This is a genomic window from Nocardioides sp. Leaf374, from assembly GCF_916862475.1.
In the GTDB taxonomy this organism is placed as follows: Bacteria; Actinomycetota; Actinomycetes; order Propionibacteriales; family Nocardioidaceae; genus Nocardioides; species Nocardioides kribbensis.
Genome location: NZ_CAKASO010000031.1, coordinates 33,120 through 50,418, shown reverse-complemented (window position 1 = coordinate 50,418; position 17,299 = coordinate 33,120). Strand labels below are relative to the sequence as shown.

Here is a 17,299-nt window from a genome sequence, read left to right as displayed (position 1 = left end):
GGCCGCGGCGGCAGCGGCGGCGCTGGAGCCCGAGCCGGCGGAGCCGGAGGGGCCCGACGCCCCCGTGGGCGTGGCGGGAGCGGGCACGGGCACGGGGGTGATGCCGCTGCCGGGAGCGAGCGGGGTCGCCGCGGCGGCCAGGAGGTCCTGGCGCATGGCCTCGGCGTCGGGGTAGCGGTCGGCGGGGTCCTTGGCCATGCTGCGCGCCAGGATGGCGTTGGCCCACCGGGTGAAGTCGTCGCTGCCGGTGAGCTGGCGCACCGGGGAGGTCTGGTGGGCGATGGCGATCTCGACGTCGGAGCCGACGTAGGGGGCCGTGCCGGTCAGTGCCGCCCAGAAGAGGCAGCCCAGGGAGTAGAGGTCGGAGGCCGGGGTGGCCTCGCGGCCCTCGCCGCACTCGGGCGAGAGGTAGCTCCAGGTGCCGGCCACCGCGCCGGGGGCCGTCAGGTGGTCGGCCTCGTCGCCGGCGCGGGCGATGCCGAAGTCGCACAGGTAGACGTGGAGGTCGGCGGCGGTGGCGTCGCGCAGCAGCACGTTGCTGGGCTTGATGTCGCGGTGGACCACGCCGGCCCGGTGGGCGTCGGCGAGGGCGTCGGCGACCTGGGCGCACAGGGTCGCGGCCAGCTGCGGGGGCATGGGGCCGCGGGCGCGCAGCTGGCCGCCGAGGTCGCCGCCGGCGACGTACTGCGTCGCGATGTAGGGGCAGTTCTCGTGCTCGCCGTGGTCGTAGATCTCGATGACGTGGGGGGAGTCGAGCCGGGCCAGGAGGGTGGCCTCGCGGTCGAAGCGGCGCAGGAACTCCTCGGAGTCGCCCAGCTCGGCCGAGACGACCTTGAGGGCCACCTGGCGGTGCAGCGACAGGTCGGTGGCGCCGAGGACGACGCCCATGCCGCCCCGGCCGATCTCGTGGTCGATGCGGTAGCGGTCGAACTGGTCACCGACGCGGGGGAGTGAGGCCATGGTGGGCGTCCTTCCCCCTCGCAGGCGACCTGAACCCCGCCGGGAGCACCCGGCTCACCGGGGTCGCTGCGGCGCGGGGCGCCGGCGGCGGCCACTACCCTGGTGCACCGTGACCGACCCCTCGCCCCAGGACCCGACCCACGCCCCGCCCCAGGCCGCGTCTCGCGACGGCGCCGACGGCGGGACCGGTCCCGCACCCCACGTGACCGGCACCGTGCCGACCGGTCCGCTGACCTGCCTGGTCGTGGGCCCCGGTGGTCGCGAGCACGCGCTGGCCCGGGCCCTGGCCCACGACGCGGGCGTCGCCGCGGTGCACGCCGCCCCGGGCAACCCCGGCATCGCCGCCGTCGCCACGCTGCACGACGTGGACGCGCTCGACGGCGAGGCCGTCGCCGACCTCGCGGTGTCGCTGGGCGCCGACCTGGTCGTCGTCGGGCCCGAGGCGCCGCTGGTGGCCGGGGTCGCCGACGCCGTCCGCGCCCGTGGCATCGCGGTCTTCGGCCCGACCCGGGCCGCCGCCGAGCTCGAGGGGTCGAAGGCCTTCGCCAAGGACGTCATGGCCGCGGCCGGGGTGCCCACCGCGGCCGCCCGGGTGTGCACCTCCGCGGTCGAGGTGCAGGCCGCCCTCGACGCCTACGGCCCGCCCTACGTCGTCAAGGACGACGGCCTGGCCGCCGGCAAGGGGGTCGTGGTGACCCTCGACCGCGACGAGGCCGTCGAGCACGCCGCACGCTGCGGACGCGTGGTGATCGAGGAGTTCCTCGACGGCCCGGAGGTCTCGCTCTTCGCGCTCACCGACGGCGCGACGGTCTACCCGCTCCAGCCGGCCCAGGACTTCAAGCGCATCGGCGACGGCGACGTCGGGCCCAACACCGGCGGCATGGGGGCCTACACCCCGCTGCCGTGGGCCCCCGACGACCTCGTCGAGGAGGTGCTGGCCACGGTGCTCCAGCCCACCGTCGACGAGATGGCCCGCCGCGGCACCCCCTTCGCCGGGCTGCTGTACGCCGGGCTCGCCCTCACCTCGCGCGGCACCCGCGTGGTCGAGTTCAACGCCCGCTTCGGCGACCCGGAGACCCAGCCGCTGATGGCGCTGCTCGACTCGCCGCTCTCGCCGCTGCTGGTCGGCGCGGCCACCGGCACCTTGGCCGACGTCGCCCCGCCGGCGTGGCGCCCGGGCGCGGCCGTCGGGGTCGTGATGGCCAGTCGCGGCTACCCGGAGACCTCGTCGTCGGGCGACGTGATCGTCGGGATCGACGCGGCCGAGGCCCTGCCCGACGTGCACGTCGTCCAGGCCGGCACGGCCCTGCGCGACGGCGACCTCGTGACCGCCGGCGGTCGGGTGCTCGCGGTCGTCGCCACCGGGGCCGACCTGGCCGCCGCCCGCCGGGCGGCCTACGACGGGGTCGCCTCCGTCGACTTCCCCGGCGCGCAGCACCGCACCGACATCGCCGCGGGTGCCGCGGCGGGAGGCGGCGCCTGAGGTAGCGCCTGGGGTGGCGCCCGGCCTGCGACCGAGGCGGCTCGCGGCGATCGGGGCGTGAGAGCCCTCGCCGCCTCGCCGCCTCGCCGCCTCGCCGCCGAGGCCGCCGAGGCCGTCGAGGCCGCCGCGGCCGCCGAGGCGCCGTACGCCTGCTGCGTGCCGGGCGTCTGGCCCCTGACGCGGTTCCCGGCTGCCTCGGTTCCGGCTGCCCCCGGGTCCCCGGGCCACCTGCAGGTCCCGGGGTGCGCGGGTCTGCGGCAGGCGGGCGGAGGGCGCCCGGGTCGCAAGCGCCCCGAGAGGCCTCGTCCGCGTGCTAGGGGGAGGGGCACGACCGTGCCCCTCCCCCTAGCACGCTTGCACCACCTCTCAGGGACTCCCTCCTCCTCGGGGCCCTCCGGTCGTCCCCGTGACCCTGTGACCTACCGCGCCCTCGCCCCGTCGTCCACAGGCCGCCCAGCGCGGCGTGCGGCGGGGGTCGCCGCCGTCGTAGCGTCCTGCCGTGTCCCACTCCGACGGCGGCTCCCCCGGGGACGCCCCCGGAGGCCCCGCCGGAGGCACCGAGGGCGACTCGCCGGGTGCGTCCCAGCGGCGGGCCCGCCCGCTCATGACCGGGCGGGAGGCCACGGCGGCCCTGCGCCGGGCCGGGCTGCCCGAGCGCCAGGCCCGGGTGGTGCTCGCCTCGGGGCTCGCGGGGCGCCCCGACCGCGCCGGCTCGGCGCACCTCTTCGACGCCCACCGAGTGCTCGCCCTCGCGCGGCGGCGCGTGCCCACCGACGAGGAGCTGGCAGCGGCGTACCCGCTCGGGCTCTTCCTGGCCCGCCGCGTCGTGCCGGCCGACGCGTCCTGGGACGACCAGGTCGCGGGGCTGAGCCGGGAGTGGGCCATGTCGCCCTTCAGCGCGGTGATGCTCAAGGAGCGCGTGGGGCGCCAGGGCTTCCTCCCCCTGGTCGGCACCACCGGCGGCTTCGTGGCCGTCGCGGCCGAGATCCGCGCCGTCGTGCGGATCGGGAGCCGCACCAGCGACTTCCGGCTCGAGCCGCCCGGGCGGTGGGCGAGCGACCTGCTCGAGACCCGCCTCCCCGCGGGCCCCGGCCCCTCCTGGGTCTTCCTCGGCACCGGGTGGTCGGCCAACCGGCTGGTCCGGCCGCCCCGCGCCGGGTGAGGGGCGCGAGGAGGTCCGGCCCCGCCGTCGGGGAGCGGACGGGCGGCGCGACCGTGGGAGGATGAGGTACGTGACCGTGCCCAACGTCCTCGCCACCCGCTACGCCGCCGCCGACCTCGCCGAGATCTGGTCGCCCGAGCACAAGATCGTCCTCGAGCGGCGGCTGTGGATCGCTGTCCTCCGCGCCCAGCGCGACCTCGGGATCGCAGTGCCCGACGGCGTGGTCGAGGACTACGAGGCGGTCGTGGAGCAGGTCGACCTGGCCTCGATCGCCGCCCGCGAGCGGGTCACCCGCCACGACGTGAAGGCGCGCATCGAGGAGTTCTGCGCGCTGGCCGGCCACGAGCAGGTGCACAAGGGCATGACCTCGCGCGACCTGACCGAGAACGTCGAGCAGCTGCAGCTCAAGCAGTCGCTGGAGCTGCTGCGCGACCGGGCCGTGGCCACCGTCGCCCGGCTGGCCCGCCTGGCCGCCGAGCACCAGAGCACCGTGATGGCCGGCCGCTCGCACAACGTCGCCGCCCAGGCCACCACGCTGGGCAAGCGCTTCGCGACCGTCGCCGACGAGATGCTCATCGGCGTCGAGCGCGTCGAGGAGCTGCTCGCGCGCTACCCCCTGCGCGGCATCAAGGGCCCGATGGGCACCGCGCAGGACATGCTCGACCTGCTCGACGGCGACGCCACCAAGCTGGCCGCCCTGGAGCAGCGCGTGGCCGCCCACCTCGGCTTCGACCGGGTGCTGACCAGCGTCGGCCAGGTCTACCCCCGCTCGCTCGACTTCGACGTGCTCTCCGCCGTGGTGCAGCTGGTCGCCGGACCGTCCAACCTCGCCACGACGATCCGGCTGATGGCCGGCAACGAGATCGTCACCGAGGGCTTCAAGGAGGGCCAGGTCGGCTCCTCGGCCATGCCCCACAAGATGAACACCCGCTCCTGCGAGCGGGTCAACGGCCTCGCGGTGGTCACCCGCGGCTACCTCTCGATGGTCGGCGAGCTCGCCGGCGACCAGTGGAACGAGGGCGACGTCTCCTGCTCGGTGGTGCGCCGGGTGGCCCTACCCGACGCCTTCTTCGCCGCCGACGGGCTCTTCCAGACCTTCCTCACCGTGCTCGACGAGTTCGGTGCGTTCCCCGCGGTGATCCAGCGCGAGCTCGACCGCTACCTGCCCTTCCTGGCCACCACGAAGGTCCTGATGAGCGCCGTGCGCAACGGCGTGGGCCGCGAGAGCGCCCACGAGGCGATCAAGGAGGCCGCGGTCGGGGTGGCCCTCGACATGCGCCGCGGCCAGGCCGACAACGACGTCTTCGCCCGCCTCGCCGCCGACGAGCGGCTCGGCCTGACCACCGAGCAGCTCGACGCGCTCGTGGCCGACCCGATCACCTTCACCGGCGCCGCGGTCGAGCAGGTCGAGCAGGTCTGCCGGCAGGTGGCCGCGCTGGTCGAGCGGCACCCGGCGGCGGCGGCGTACGCGCCCGGCGCCATCCTCTGACCGAGGCCCGCCTCGCCCCGGACCCGACCGTGGGCAGGGCACGGCAGGGCCCCTGCCGTGCCGGTGCCGGCCTCAGGCGCGGGCCCGCTCCAGGCGCAGCGCGCGTACGGCGAGCAGCAGCGCGACGCCCAGCAGCAGCACGCCGGTGAGCAGCGCCGCGCGCAGGCCCGCGCCGGGGGAGAAGGACCCCGCGACCACCTGGTAGACGGTCATCAGCAGCGCCGCGCCGATCGAGGCGCCGATGCGCTGGCCGGTCTGCAGCGCTCCGCCGGCCGCGCCACCGATGCGGGGCGGCACGTCGGCGAGGGTGAGGGTGATGTTGGGGGAGACGACCGCGCCGCCGCCGAGGCCGGCCAGCAGCAGGGCGGGCGCCGCGAGCAGGACCAGCGTGGTGCCCTCGCGGCCCGGCGCCACGAGGGCCACGGCGACGACGCCGACCATGGTGGTGACCAGGGCGGCCACGGTGATCCGTCGGCCGACCGTGGAGATCCAGCGGCCCACCAGCGGGGCGCTGGTGGCCGAGCCGAGCGCGAAGGGCACCAGCAGCAGGCCGGCCATCAGCGGGGTCCAGCCCAGGCCCTCCTGGAGGTGCACCGAGAGCACGAGCAGGAGCCCGGTGAAGCCGGTGAAGTACAGCGTGCCGACGCTGAGGCCGCTGGCGTAGCCCGGCAGGCGGCGCAGCAGCGCGACGTCGAGCAGCGGCGGGTGCCCGCGGCCCACGGTGCGGCGCTCCCAGCGCACGAAGCCCCACGCGAAGAGGGGCACGCCGAGCAGGAGCAGCAGCGGCAGGCGCGCGCCGCTCTCGACGCTCACGACGGGGTAGAGCAGGCACAGCACCGTGGCGCCGAGCAGCAGCGCGCCGGGCACGTCGATGCGTGGGTCGTCGTCGTCCTCGCGGCGGACGCGCTTGGGCACCATCCGCACCACCGCGATCGCCGCGACGACGCCGATCGGCACGTTGATGAGGAAGAGCCAGCGCCAGCCGTCCTCCTCACCGGCGAGCGCGATGATCGCCCCGCCGATGACCGGGCCGGCCGCGGAGGCCGAGGAGACGGTGAACCCGAAGAGCCCGAAGGCACGGCCGCGCTCGGGACCGCGGAAGAGCTGCTGGATCAGCCCGGAGTTCTGCGGGGTGAGCAGGCCGGCGGTGGCGCCCTGGAGGAGCCGGGCCGCGACCACGGTCTCCGCCGTCGGCGCGAGTCCCACCGCGGCGCTGGAGAGCACGAAGCCGGTGAGCCCGATCAGCATCAGCCGGCGACGGCCGTAGGCGTCGCCGAGGCGGCCGCCGGCCACGAGCACGAGGCCGAAGGTGAGCGCGTAGCCGGAAACGACCCACTGGATGGTGCCGGCCGAGGTGTCGAGGCCGGCCTGCATGGAGGGCACGGCGACGTTGACGATGGAGACGTCGAGCAGCGACATGAAGCCGACCACCAGCGACACCCCGAGGATGCGCCAGCGGCGCGGGTCGGGCTCCCACTGCTCCTCGTCGTCGTGGTGGGAGGGGTGGTCCTCGCCGGTCGACGACCTCGGGACCACGCGCTCGCTCACACCGGCCAGCCTCCCCGACCGCCCAAGACCCGGAGGGGTGGGCCGCCCCGGCGGCGGGCGGCGGCGTGCGGCGGCGGCGCCAGATTTGCGGTGGGGCCCGGGCGGCTCGACGCTTGTCGCATGGGCTCACCGGTGACCGTCTCCATCACCCGTCACGTCGACCCCGGGCGCGAGGCCGAGATGGCCAGCTGGCTCCAGGCCGGCACGGCGCTGGCCCAGCGCTTCCCCGGCTTCCTGGGCGCCGGGTGGGTGCGCCCCGAGCGCGACTCGGAGACCTGGCACATGCTCTACCGCTTCGCCGACGCCGAGGCGCTGGCCCACTGGGAGACCTCCCACGAGCGGCAGTGGTGGCGCGACTCCTCGGCCGGGCTCGGGGTGACCGAGTCCCGCGTCGAGCGGCGTACGGGCATCGAGGGGTGGTTCGACGACCCCACCAGCCGCGACGTGCGCGACCTGCGGGTGACCCCGCCGGCGCCGCCGCGGTGGAAGCAGGCCTCGGTGATCTTCATGGTGTTCTACCCGCTCAGCGTGCTGGCCAACTGGGTCGCGGGCCACGTCGTGGCCGACCTCGTGCTCCCGCTGCGCGTGCTGGCCACCGTGCTGGTGATGACGCCGATCATGACCTACCTCGCCCTGCCCTGGATGACCCGGCGGATGGAGTGGTGGCTCCACGGCCGCCCCGCGCCCTGGCGCAGCACGACGCTCCAGCGCCGGTGAGCGGCAGCGCGCCCGCCGTCACGCCCGGCAGGTGCTGACCGCGGGCCAGGACGGCCCCCCACGAGGGGTGGTCCGCGGCGACCGCGCGGCTCCTAGGGTCGGGGGCGTGCCCGACGCGACCCCCTTCGAGCCGCGCGTCGACGACCGCGGCCTCCAGCTGACCTGGCTCGACGCCGACGACGAGCCCCGGGAGGCGCCGGAGGCCACGGTCGCCGCGCTGCGCGAGGTCATCGGCACCCCGCCCGACGACCTGGCCGCCCGCGGGCCGCTGGTCTCCCGGCCCGGGCGCGACCTCGGCCTGGGCGCCGTGCGGGTCGTCTGCGAGGACGGGAGCCGGCACGAGGTCGACGGCCCGCTGCCCGCCGACTTCCCGCTGGGCTACCACCGCCTCACCACCGCCGAGGGCGTCGAGCGGCGGCTGGTGGTCTCGCCCGGTCGCTGCTGGACCCCCGAGCAGCCCACCTGGGGCTGGGCGGTGCAGCTCTACGCCGCGCGCTCGCGCGCCGGCTGGGGCATCGGCGACCTGGGCGACCTCGCCGCGCTGCGCCGCTGGACCGAGCGCCTGGGCGGCGGGCTGCTTGTGGTCAACCCGCTGCACGCCGTGGGCCCGTCGGTGCCGCAGGAGGCCAGCCCCTACCTGCCGGCCACCCGCCGCTTCCGCAACCCGCTCTACCTCCGCGTCGAGGACGTGCCGGGCTGGGACGACGCGCTGCTGGCCGAGCTCGACCTGGTCGAGGACCTCGCCGCGGCCCGCGCCACCGACCTGGTCGACCGGGACCGCGTGTGGCCGCTCAAGGCCCGCGCCCTGCGCGCCGTGCTCGACCGCAGCGGCCCGGGGGAGCGACCCGAGGGTGCCGGGGACGACTTCGCCGCGTGGCGCCGCGCGGAGGGCGAGGGGCTCGAGCGCTTCGCGCTGTGGAGCGTGGTCGCCGGTGACCACGGCGCCGACTGGCACACCTGGCCCGAGGCCCTGCGCGATCCCGACGGCCCGGCCGTCGCCGACCTGGCGCGCGAGCGCGCCGACGACGTCACCTTCCACGCCTGGCTGCAGTGGCTGCTCGACGCCCAGCTGCGCGCCGCCTCCGGCGACCTCACCGTCGTGCAGGACCTGCCGATCGGCGTCTCCGGCGGGGGGTCCGACGCCTGGTCGTGGCAGGGCGTGCTCGCCGACGGCGTCACCGTCGGCGCTCCGCCCGACGCGCTCAACTCCAGCGGCCAGGACTGGGGCTCCCCGCCGCTGGTGCCCTGGCGCCTGCAGGAGGCCGACTACGAGCCCTTCGTCGAGGCCGTGCGCGCCACCCTCGCCGGCGCCGGCGGGCTGCGCGTCGACCACGTGATGGGCCTCTTCCGGCTGTGGTGGATCCCCGAGGGCGCCGAGCCCACGCAGGGCGCCTACGTGCGCTACCCCAGCGACGACCTGCTCGACATCGTGGCGCTGGAGTCCCACCGCGCCCGCGCCGTCGTGGTCGGCGAGGACCTCGGCACCGTCGAGCCGGGGGTCCGCGAGGCGCTGGCCGAGCGCGACGTGCTCACCTACCGCGTGCTGTGGTTCGAGGACGAGGAGCCGGCGACCTGGCCCACCAGCGCCCTCGCCACCGTCACCACCCACGACCTGCCCACCGTGGCCGGGCTGTGGACCGGCAGCGACGTCGAGGACCAGCTGGCCAGCAGCGACATGGACCCCGCCGCCGTGCGCGCGGGCCGCGAGGAGCTGCGCGAGCGGCTGCTGCGCCACGACGCGCTCGCGCCCGACGACGGGCCCGACCGGGCCGTCGCCGCGGCCTACGAGAGGCTCGCCCAGGCGCCCTGCCTCATGCTGTCGCTCTCGCTGGAGGACGCCCTGGGCGAGGAGCGCCGGCCCAACGTGCCGGGCACCACCGAGCGACCCAACTGGTGCCTCCCGCTGCCCCTGGCCGTCGAGGACCTCGTGGCCGGCCCCGCCGACCACCTCGCCCAGCGGGTGGCCGGCCGGGTGGCCGAGCATGGGGCCGGGCGCGGGGCCGGGCGTGCGGCCGACGGGGGAGCCGGTCGGGGATAACCCTTGACCTGCGCCGGGGGCGTTGTCCCCGCGGCACGACCTCGCGCAGGCTCGGGGCATGACCTCCTCGACCACCGCCCTCCCCGCACGCCCCCGTCGTACGCCGCGCCGCGCCGCGACCGCCGCGGCGGCCGCGCTGGCCGGCCTCGTCGGGTCGCTCGCCCTGGCCGCGCCCGCCTCGGCGGTGACCCAGGCGAGCGCGGAGACGCAGTTCCGCGCCGCCGGCATCACCTGGACCTCCTCGGGCGGCTGCACCGACCGCACCGTGCCGACCTGCACCTCCTTCGACGGCCTGCGCCAGACCAGCGTCGACGGTGCGATCACCTTGAAGCGGGCCAGCGGCTGCGCGCTGACCATCACCGGTGGCACCGAGACCGGTCACGCCGGCGGCACCTACAGCCACAGCGCGGGCTACAAGCTCGACTTCTCCCGCACCTCCTGCCTCACCTCGTGGGTGCAGCGCACCTACACCTACGTCGGCCAGCGCAGCGACGGCGCCGCGCTCTACCGCGCCGCCTCGGGCAACGAGTACGCCGACGAGGGCAACCACTGGGACGTCACCTACTACACCTGCGGCTGCTGAGCGCCCACCGCCGGGCGGGGCGCCGCCCTCTAGGCTGAGCCCGTGAGCGCCGCCGACCTCAACATCCCCACCGCACCCCCGATCGCGGGTGCGCGCCCGCTGCACTCGGGCAAGGTGCGCGACCTCTACGAGCTCGAGGAGGGCGAGCACGCCGGTCAGCTGCTCATGGTGGCCAGCGACCGGATCTCGATCTTCGACTTCGTGCTCGACTCGACCATCCCCGACAAGGGCGAGATCCTCACCCGGATGTCGCTGTGGTGGTTCGACCAGCTCGCCGACCTCGTGCCCCACCACGTGCTGTCCACCGACGTGCCGGCGGCCGTCGCGGGGCGCGCGGTGGTCTGCGAACGGCTGGCGATGTGGCCGGTCGAGTGCGTCGCGCGGGGCTACCTCACCGGCTCCGGCCTGGTCGACTACACCGCCAGCGGCGAGGTCTGCGGGGTCGCGCTCCCGGCCGGCCTGGTCGACGGCAGCCGGCTCCCGGAGCCGATCTTCACCCCGGCCACCAAGGCCGAGCTGGGCGAGCACGACGAGAACGTCTCCTACGCCGCCGTCGCGGCCACCATCGGCGACACGGCCGCGGAGGAGCTGCGCGACCTCACCCTGGCCGTCTACGCCCGCGCCGAGGCGCTGGCCCGCGAGCGGGGCATCGTGCTGGCCGACACCAAGCTGGAGTTCGGCGCCCGCGCCGACGGCACGACCGTGCTGGGCGACGAGGTGCTCACCCCCGACTCCTCCCGCTTCTGGCCCGCCGACGCCTGGCAGCCCGGCCGCACCCAGCCGTCCTACGACAAGCAGATCGTGCGCAACTGGGCCCTCTCGCCGGAGTCGGGCTGGGACCGCGCCTCCGGCGAGGCGCCGCCGCCGCTGCCCGCCGAGGTCGTCGAGCGCACGCGGGAGCGCTACGTCGAGGCCTACGAGCTGCTCACGGGCGAGAGGTTCTGAGATGACCGCGAGGACCTTCGGCGGCACCGTCGACGTCGCCGCCCCCCGCGAGGTCGTCTTCGACTACCTCGTCGACCCCCACCACCGCGCGGAGTGGCAGTCGAGCCTGCGCCGCGTCGACGACGTCGACGGCGAGCCCCGCGTCGGCCAGACCTGGACCGACGTCACGGTGCCGGGCCTGCGGCCCGCGATGCGCACCACCGAGCTGGCGCGGCCCGAGCGGTGGAGCGAGTCGGGCACGTGGCGCTTCGTGCGCGCCGACCTCACCCTCGAGCTCACCGCCCCGACGCCGCAGACCTGCGTGGTCGCGTACCGCTTCCGCATCCACGCCCTCGGCCCCCTCGGGCTGGCCGCCACGCTGGCCTCCGTGCCCGCCGTCGGGGCCGACCTGCGCCGAGCCGCGGACATCCTGTCGCGGCGTTCGTGACCCACCAGTAGGTTGGCCCCCACCACACGACGTGACGGAGGCCATACGTGTTCAACCTGTCCAGCCTGCTCGAGACCAGCGCCGAGAAGTACGGCGATCGCGACGCGATCATCTTCGGCGACACCCGGCTCACCTACGCCCAGGTCGACGGCGCGGCCAACCAGGTGGCGAACCTGCTGGTCTCCCGCGGCATCCAGCCCGGCGACAAGGTCGCCCTGAGCTGCCCGAACCTGCCCTACTTCACGATCGTCTACTACGGCATCCTCAAGGCCGGCGGCACCGTCGTGCCGCTCAACGTGCTGCTCAAGGCGCGCGAGGTGGCCTACCACCTCGGCGACTCCGAGGCCAAGGCCTACTTCTGCTTCCAGGGCACCCCCGAGCTGGCCATCGGCAAGGAGGGCCACGCGGGCTTCGAGCAGGCCGAGGGCTGTGAGCAGTTCTTCATGATCACCGCCGACCCGGCGGCCGAGTCGCCGATCGAGGGCACCGAGACCATGGGCCGCGCGATGTCGCAGCAGCCGCCGACCTTCGAGTCGGTGGCCACCGACGAGGACGACACCGCGGTCATCCTCTACACCTCGGGCACCACCGGTCAGCCCAAGGGTGCGGAGCTGCGCCACCGCAACATGCGCGACAACGCCCTCGCCGGCGTCGACCTCTTCGGTGCCGACGCCGACAAGCCCGACACCTACCTGTGCGTGCTGCCGCTCTTCCACTCCTTCGGCCAGACCGTGATCCAGAACGGCGCCTTCGCCTTCGGTGGCACGGTCGTGATGCTCCCGCGCTTCGAGGCCAAGGCCGCGCTCGACCTGATGCTCAAGGAGGAGGTCACCTTCTTCGCCGGCGTGCCGACGATGTACTGGGGCCTGCTGGGCGCCGTCGAGGAGGGCGTCGACATCTCCTCGATCGCCCAGAACCTCCGCGTCGCCGCGGCCGGCGGCTCCGCGCTGCCGGTGGAGGTGCACAAGAAGTTCGAGAAGAAGTTCGGCGTCACGATCCTCGAGGGCTACGGCCTCTCCGAGACCTCGCCGGTCGCGTCCTTCAGCAAGTACGGCGAGCCGGTGCGCGTCGGGTCCATCGGACTGCCCATCCCCGGTGTGGAGATGAAGCTGCTCAAGCCCGAGAGCTGGGAGGAGATCGACGACGACCCCGAGGCCGTCGGCGAGATCGCCATCAAGGGCCACAACATCATGAAGGGCTACTACAACCGCCCCGACGCCACCGACGAGGTGCTCCAGGACGACTGGTTCCGCTCCGGCGACCTGGGCCGGCGCGACGAGGACGGCTGGTACTACATCGTCGACCGCTCCAAGGACATGATCATCCGCGGTGGCTTCAACGTGTACCCCCGCGAGATCGAGGAGGTGCTGATGACCCACGAGGACGTCTCGCTGGCCGCGGTCATCGGTGTGCCCCACGAGAGCCACGGCGAGGAGATCAAGGCCTACGTCATCCTCAACGACGGCGCCACCACCACCTCCGAGGAGCTGGTGGCCTGGGGCAAGGAGCAGATGGCGGGCTACAAGTACCCCCGCCAGGTCGAGATCGTCGGCGACCTGCCGATGACCGCGACCGGCAAGATCCTCAAGCGGGAGCTGTCCTGACCGCTCGCAAGGCCCTCGGGCTCGCGCTCGCGGTGCTCATGGTCGCCGCCGGGGCGGTCTGGACCCTCCAGGGTCTGGGCCACCTCGGCGGCAGCGCCATGTCGGGGGAGGACACCTGGGCGATCGTGGGCCCGATCCTCGCCGGCTTCGGGGTCGCCCTGGCCATCGTGGTGCTCCAGAAGCGCCACTGACCCGGGCGACCGACCCCGGGAGGGGCGGGCCTCAGGCGAACGGGTCGGGCAGGCTCCCGGGCAGCCCGGCCAGCAGCTCACGGGCCTGGGCGGCCACCCGGTGCTCCACCAGCACCTCGTAGCGGGTGGCGACCACCTGGGTGACCGAGGAGAAGTCGCGACGACCCCGGGTGGCGGCGTAGCCGACCAGGGCCCAGATCACGCCGAAGAGCGCCCCGACCAGCGCGGTGGAGAGCAGGGTGGTCAGCAGCGGCTCCTCGGAGAAGATGCTGAAGAGCAGCCCGACGAAGACGCCGAGCCACAGCCCCGACAGCACGCCGCCCGCCGCGACCCGGCCGGTGGTGAGACGCCCGGTGACCCGCTCGATGCGCTTGAGGTCGGTGCCGACGATCAGCACCTGCTCGACCGGGAACTTCTGGTCCGACAGGTAGTCGACGGTGCGCTGCGCGGCGGCGTAGTCGTCGTAGACGGCCAGCGACTGCGGGAACTCCAGGCGGAGCGGGGACGTGGGGTCGACGCGGCGGCCGGCGGGGGAGTTCATGCTCATGGGTCGATCATGTGCCCCCGGGGCCGCCGAGCACAGGGCCGGAGGGGTGAGAGCTGCCTCCCGGGTCCAGTTCTCAGCCGAACCACAGCCCGGTGTCAGGCCCCGGCCGGGACCGGCCGGGATCCTCGGAGGACATGGAGCCCCCTCACCCCGCCGACGACCCCACCCACGACCCGCCCCTCGACCCGCCCCTCGACTCCGGGGCCCCCGGGCCGCGGCCCCCGGTGCGGCCGCGGCGGCGGCGTACGGTGCTCGCGACGGCGTCGCTGACCGCCTCGGCCACCGTCATCGCGGTCAACCTCGCGCTGTCGGCCCCGGCCTCCGCCGACGGGGCGCAGGTGGTCGGCAGCCCCTGGGGTGATGCCCGGGTCGTGGACGTCACGCCCACCGACGAGCCGGACGCCGACCCGCGCCCGTAGGATCGACCCATGCCTCGAGTCGTCGTCGACGTCATGCCCAAGCCCGAGATCCTCGACCCGCAGGGCAAGGCCGTCCAGGGCGCGCTGCCCCGGCTCGGCTTCAGCGGCGTCCTCGACGTCCGCCAGGGCAAGCGCTTCGAGCTGGAGGTGGCCGAGGTGAGCGACGCCGTGCTCGCCGACGTGCACCGCATGGCCGAGACGCTGCTGTCCAACCCGGTGATCGAGAGCTTCACCGTGCGTGTCGAGGACGGCCAGCCCGCATGAGGGTCGGCGTCGTCACCTTCCCGGGCTCCCTCGACGACGTCGACGCGCAGCGCGCGGTGCGCATCGGCGGCCACGAGGCCGTCGCGCTGTGGCACGGCGACCACGACCTGCGCGGCGTGGACGCCGTCGTGCTCCCCGGCGGCTTCTCCTACGGCGACTACCTGCGCTGCGGTGCGATCTCGCGCTTCTCGCCGGTGATGACCGAGGTGATCGCGGCCGCCGAGCGCGGCATGCCGGTGCTCGGCATCTGCAACGGCTTCCAGATCCTCTGCGAGTCGCACCTGCTGCCCGGCGCGCTCATCCGCAACGACCACCGCACGTTCGTGTGCCGCGACCAGCGGCTGCGCGTCGAGAACGCCTCCACCGCCTGGACGTCGGCCTACGACGAGGGCGCCGAGATCACCATCGCGCTGAAGAACGGCGAGGGCGGCTACGTCGCCGACGCCGCCACGCTCGACCGCCTCGAGGGCGAGGGGCTCGTGGTCGCGCGCTACCTCGAGCACAACCCCAACGGCTCGATGCGCGACATCGCCGGGGTCACCAACGAGCGCGGCAACGTCGTCGGCCTCATGCCCCACCCCGAGCACTCGGTGGAGGCCCTCACCGGCACCGGCACCGACGGCCTGGGCTTCTTCACCTCGCTGGCCGCGCTCGCGGGGGCGACCTTCGCGTGAGCCCGCTGCGCCTCTTCCGCACCGTCGCCGTCGCCGAGGCGATCACCTGGGCGCTGCTGCTCAGCGGCATGTTCCTCAAGTACGTCACCGAGACCACCGAGCTCGGCGTGCGCATCGGCGGCATGCTCCACGGCATCGTGTTCATCGCCTACTGCCTGACCGCGGTGGTCGTCGGCGTCGACCAGCGCTGGACGACCAAGCGGCTGCTGCTGGGCCTGCTGGCCTCGATCCCGCCGTTCTTCACGGTGTGGTTCGACCGCTCCGCCGAGCGCCGCGGCGAGCTCGGCGCCTCCTGGCGCCTGGTCTCCGCGACCCCGGTCGGCCACGAGCGTCCCGTCGCGTGGCTGCTGCGCAACCCGCTGCGCGGGCTCGTCGCCGGCCTCGCGGCCGTCGTCGTCCTCACCGGCGTCGCCCTCGTCGCCGGCCCGCCGGTCGGCTGACCGCGCGGGTTTCGCCGGTCGGCTGGCGAAACCCGCCAGCGGCGTACCCCGCCCGGAGCCCGGGACCTGTCGGCCCCACCTGCCCCAGCCGTCACACCGGTCGGCCCGGACCCGCACCTGTCGGCCGACGCGTGGGCCGACAGGTGCGGGTGTCACCAGCCGGCTGGTGAAACCCGCAGCCTCAGCCGCGCGCCCCCGCGGCCAGCTTGCGCCAGGTGGCGACGTTGACGACGCCGGAGGCCTGCTGGCCGGTGCGCTGCTGCCAGGCCTTGACGGCCCGCTCGGTGGGGGCGGCGAAGACGCCGGTGACGACGACGCGGGTGTCGGGGCTGGCGGCGTTGAGGGCTCGCTGCACGCGGCGTACGGCGGGGCCGGCGGAGCCGGTCTTGAGCACCGGGCGCGAGCCGGCGGCGTGGAGCGTCATCCAGCTGTCGCGGTACCAGCTGCCGGTGACCTTGGCGCCGGTGCGGCCCTGCCAGGTGCGCACCGCGGCGGTGAGCTTGTCGTTGTAGACGCCGTTGAGCTTGCCGGAGTAGACGCCGGCCTCCTTGAGCAGGCACTGCAGGGCGGTGACCTGGGCGGCGGGGGAGGTGGTGGTCCGACCGTTCTTGGTGACCGGGGCCTGGAGCGGCACGTAGTCGGGCCAGTTCACCCGCACGCCGCCGCAGTGCTCCTCGGGTGCGGCGGTCGAACCCTTACCGAGGTCGAGCCAGTTGCTGTCGATGTTGATCCGGGCGCCGCCCCAGACCTCGTCGTGGCCGCCGCGGTACTGCTTGACCCTCCCGCCGGGGCGCCAGCCGTCCTCGCGGATGTAGCTGGTGGAGGTGTCGGCCACCCCGTCCCAGCGGGCGATCCAGATCCGGTCGGGCAGCGTGAAGCGGTCGGGACGGTTGATCCGGGCCTTGTCGAGGTCGGCGATGCCGGAGCCGGCCGAGGAGTAGACGCCCGAGACGTAGCCCAGGGCGTGCAGGCGCTGGGTCCACCCCGAGAGGAAGGACAGCGCCGACTCGCGGCAGTGGGTGTCGGCGGAGTTGTAGCCCTCGAGGTCGTACCAGAGCGTGGAGCCGGCGCCGATGCCGAGCGCGGCGGCGTCGGCGACGCTGGAGGTGGCCTCCTGCCGGCCCATCTTGAGCGCGGGCACGTAGGTGCCCTGGGTGCCGGGGGAGGGGTTGATCGTCCGGTCGTCGGAGTAGCGCGGGAAGCGCGGCTGGCACGAGGCCTGCGGCCCGAGCGTGATGGGCAGCAGCCGCCAGCCCTTGCGCACCTGGGTGGAGATCCAGGCCGGCGTCAGGTTGGGCTGGCTGCGGCAGGCGCGGGAGTCACCGGAGATGTAGATGCCGACCGCCGAGAACGGCGAGGTGCGCCACCAGGTGTTCATGGTCTCCTGCGTCGGCGCCAGGCACTGGTCGAAGCCGTAGCCGGTGAAGTCGCCGGGCACGACGACCTCGCCCTCGCGGCGGGCCGCGGCGGCCGTGGTCGAGGAGGTCAGGCTCGCCGCGTCAGCGCGCTCGGCGCCCGGGCCGGTGCTCCCGGCGACCCCGGTGACGGCGGCCAGGGCACCCAGGGCGAGCACGCCGGTGAGGGCGCTCGAGACCAGGGTGCGGCGCCGGCGCGCGGGTCGGCCGGCAGCGGTGGTCGAGGCGGGTGACAGCGGGGCGGGGCGGGTCATGGCGGTGCTCCAGGGCTGGGGGAAGGACAGCTCGTCGTACGACCCAGCGGGCTGGATCCGGGTCACCTTAACCACACGAGTCACACCCGTAACAGCGGTTCGCGTGAACTACAGCGCTGTAGTTCGGGTCGACGTTTCC

General features: G+C 74.9%; 18 protein-coding genes. 14 read left to right on the top strand and 4 right to left on the bottom strand.

Going from position 1 to position 17,299, the window contains the following annotated elements; all coding sequences use genetic code 11:
• The coding region (locus LPA27_RS13930; protein WP_228942827.1) for a serine/threonine-protein kinase at positions 1-960 on the bottom strand (960 nt) is incomplete at its 3' end.
• A gap of 229 nt (positions 961-1,189) precedes the next feature.
• Between LPA27_RS13930 and purD the strand changes: the two genes are divergently transcribed.
• The 3 genes from purD (at position 1,190) to purB (ending at position 5,094) form a co-directional block, all read left to right on the top strand.
• Positions 1,190-2,443: a phosphoribosylamine--glycine ligase gene (gene purD / locus LPA27_RS13925; RefSeq protein WP_056904184.1), complete on the top strand. Its 1,254-nt coding sequence runs from the start codon at positions 1,190-1,192 to the stop codon at positions 2,441-2,443.
• Between the two features lie 499 nt (positions 2,444-2,942).
• A complete protein-coding gene (locus LPA27_RS13920; RefSeq protein WP_228942826.1) occupies positions 2,943-3,605 on the top strand; it encodes a hypothetical protein in 663 nt (220 codons plus the stop codon).
• A gap of 70 nt (positions 3,606-3,675) precedes the next feature.
• Entirely contained in the window at positions 3,676-5,094 is a 1,419-nt protein-coding gene (purB, locus tag LPA27_RS13915; RefSeq protein WP_056903328.1) for an adenylosuccinate lyase, read from the top strand.
• 72 nt (positions 5,095-5,166) lie between these two features.
• Here the strand turns inward: purB and LPA27_RS13910 are convergent, their stop codons facing one another.
• On the bottom strand, positions 5,167-6,642 hold the full coding sequence (locus LPA27_RS13910) for an MFS transporter (RefSeq protein WP_228942825.1): 1,476 nt from the start codon (positions 6,640-6,642) through the stop codon (positions 5,167-5,169).
• Between the two features lie 120 nt (positions 6,643-6,762).
• Here LPA27_RS13910 and LPA27_RS13905 point away from each other — a divergent pair, with 120 nt between their 5' ends.
• The 7 genes from LPA27_RS13905 to LPA27_RS13875 all read left to right on the top strand — a co-directional run bounded on the left by LPA27_RS13905 (position 6,763) and on the right by LPA27_RS13875 (position 13,147).
• The gene (locus LPA27_RS13905; RefSeq protein ID WP_056863329.1) at positions 6,763-7,359 is read left to right on the top strand and encodes an antibiotic biosynthesis monooxygenase; all 597 of its coding nucleotides are present in this window, start codon (positions 6,763-6,765) and stop codon (positions 7,357-7,359) included.
• 106 nt (positions 7,360-7,465) lie between these two features.
• On the top strand, positions 7,466-9,397 hold the full coding sequence (malQ, locus tag LPA27_RS13900) for a 4-alpha-glucanotransferase (RefSeq protein WP_228942824.1): 1,932 nt from the start codon (positions 7,466-7,468) through the stop codon (positions 9,395-9,397).
• 58 nt (positions 9,398-9,455) lie between these two features.
• Complete coding sequence (locus LPA27_RS13895; protein ID WP_228942823.1) at positions 9,456-9,980, top strand: hypothetical protein; 525 nt, start codon at positions 9,456-9,458, stop codon at positions 9,978-9,980.
• A 42-nt stretch (positions 9,981-10,022) separates the two neighbouring features.
• A complete protein-coding gene (locus LPA27_RS13890; protein WP_228942822.1) occupies positions 10,023-10,925 on the top strand; it encodes a phosphoribosylaminoimidazolesuccinocarboxamide synthase in 903 nt (300 codons plus the stop codon).
• Between the two features lies 1 nt (position 10,926).
• On the top strand, positions 10,927-11,352 hold the full coding sequence (locus LPA27_RS13885; RefSeq protein ID WP_056903331.1) for an SRPBCC family protein: 426 nt from the start codon (positions 10,927-10,929) through the stop codon (positions 11,350-11,352).
• A 47-nt stretch (positions 11,353-11,399) separates the two neighbouring features.
• Positions 11,400-12,956 carry a long-chain-fatty-acid--CoA ligase gene (locus tag LPA27_RS13880; protein ID WP_056903332.1) on the top strand — a complete coding sequence of 519 codons (1,557 nt, stop codon included), beginning with the start codon at positions 11,400-11,402 and terminating at the stop codon, positions 12,954-12,956.
• Between the two features lie 32 nt (positions 12,957-12,988).
• Positions 12,989-13,147 (top strand): hypothetical protein, encoded by a 159-nt coding sequence (locus LPA27_RS13875; protein ID WP_228942828.1) that lies wholly within the window; start codon positions 12,989-12,991, stop codon positions 13,145-13,147.
• A gap of 31 nt (positions 13,148-13,178) precedes the next feature.
• Here LPA27_RS13875 and LPA27_RS13870 read toward each other — a convergent pair whose 3' ends face one another.
• Positions 13,179-13,694 (bottom strand): general stress protein, encoded by a 516-nt coding sequence (locus LPA27_RS13870; protein ID WP_200918983.1) that lies wholly within the window; start codon positions 13,692-13,694, stop codon positions 13,179-13,181.
• 134 nt (positions 13,695-13,828) lie between these two features.
• Here LPA27_RS13870 and LPA27_RS13865 point away from each other — a divergent pair, with 134 nt between their 5' ends.
• From LPA27_RS13865 to LPA27_RS13850, 4 genes are read left to right on the top strand one after another with little or no spacing between them, the layout of a single operon-like run.
• Positions 13,829-14,113 (top strand): hypothetical protein, encoded by a 285-nt coding sequence (locus LPA27_RS13865; RefSeq protein ID WP_228942821.1) that lies wholly within the window; start codon positions 13,829-13,831, stop codon positions 14,111-14,113.
• 9 nt (positions 14,114-14,122) lie between these two features.
• Complete coding sequence (gene purS / locus LPA27_RS13860) at positions 14,123-14,377, top strand: phosphoribosylformylglycinamidine synthase subunit PurS (RefSeq protein ID WP_056863336.1); 255 nt, start codon at positions 14,123-14,125, stop codon at positions 14,375-14,377.
• A complete protein-coding gene (gene purQ, locus LPA27_RS13855; protein WP_056903333.1) occupies positions 14,374-15,051 on the top strand; it encodes a phosphoribosylformylglycinamidine synthase subunit PurQ in 678 nt (225 codons plus the stop codon). Before purS ends, purQ begins: the two co-directional genes overlap by 4 nt.
• A complete protein-coding gene (locus LPA27_RS13850) occupies positions 15,048-15,491 on the top strand; it encodes a DUF3817 domain-containing protein (protein WP_228942820.1) in 444 nt (147 codons plus the stop codon). Before purQ ends, LPA27_RS13850 begins: the two co-directional genes overlap by 4 nt.
• 181 nt (positions 15,492-15,672) lie before the next feature.
• Here LPA27_RS13850 and LPA27_RS13845 read toward each other — a convergent pair whose 3' ends face one another.
• Positions 15,673-17,226 (bottom strand): glycoside hydrolase domain-containing protein, encoded by a 1,554-nt coding sequence (locus LPA27_RS13845; protein WP_228942819.1) that lies wholly within the window; start codon positions 17,224-17,226, stop codon positions 15,673-15,675.
• Between the last annotated feature and the right edge of the window lie 73 nt (positions 17,227-17,299).